Origin of the sequence: Vibrio sp. 10N.222.52.B7, from assembly GCF_041474275.1 — a bacterium.
Classification (GTDB): Bacteria; Pseudomonadota; Gammaproteobacteria; order Enterobacterales; family Vibrionaceae; genus Vibrio; species Vibrio crassostreae_C.
Genome location: NZ_JBFRTU010000103.1, coordinates 1 through 244, shown reverse-complemented (window position 1 = coordinate 244; position 244 = coordinate 1). Strand labels below are relative to the sequence as shown.

General features: G+C 43.4%; 1 pseudogene. It reads left to right on the top strand.

Annotated features, from left to right (window positions below):
* Positions 1 to 180 (top strand): annotated as a pseudogene (gene ispH / locus AB4512_RS20485) (4-hydroxy-3-methylbut-2-enyl diphosphate reductase); the annotation flags it as partial.
* Positions 181 to 244 lie beyond the last annotated feature (64 nt).

Genomic DNA, 244 nt, shown 5'->3' with positions numbered 1-244 from the left:
GGGTTGAAGGGAAAAAGAAAATCGGTGTAACAGCCGGTGCTTCTGCTCCTGAAGAGCTGGTAAACCAAATTCTAGATCGTTCGTGAGCTGGGTGCTACTGAGGTTGAAGAGATTCAAGGTCGTGAAGAGAACATGTTCTTCGAAGTGCCGAAAGAGCTGCAGATTAAACAAGTCGACTAGTCGCTATTGATTTGTGACAAGATTGATTCGTAACTCTATCGATTCGCAAACACTATTGATTTGT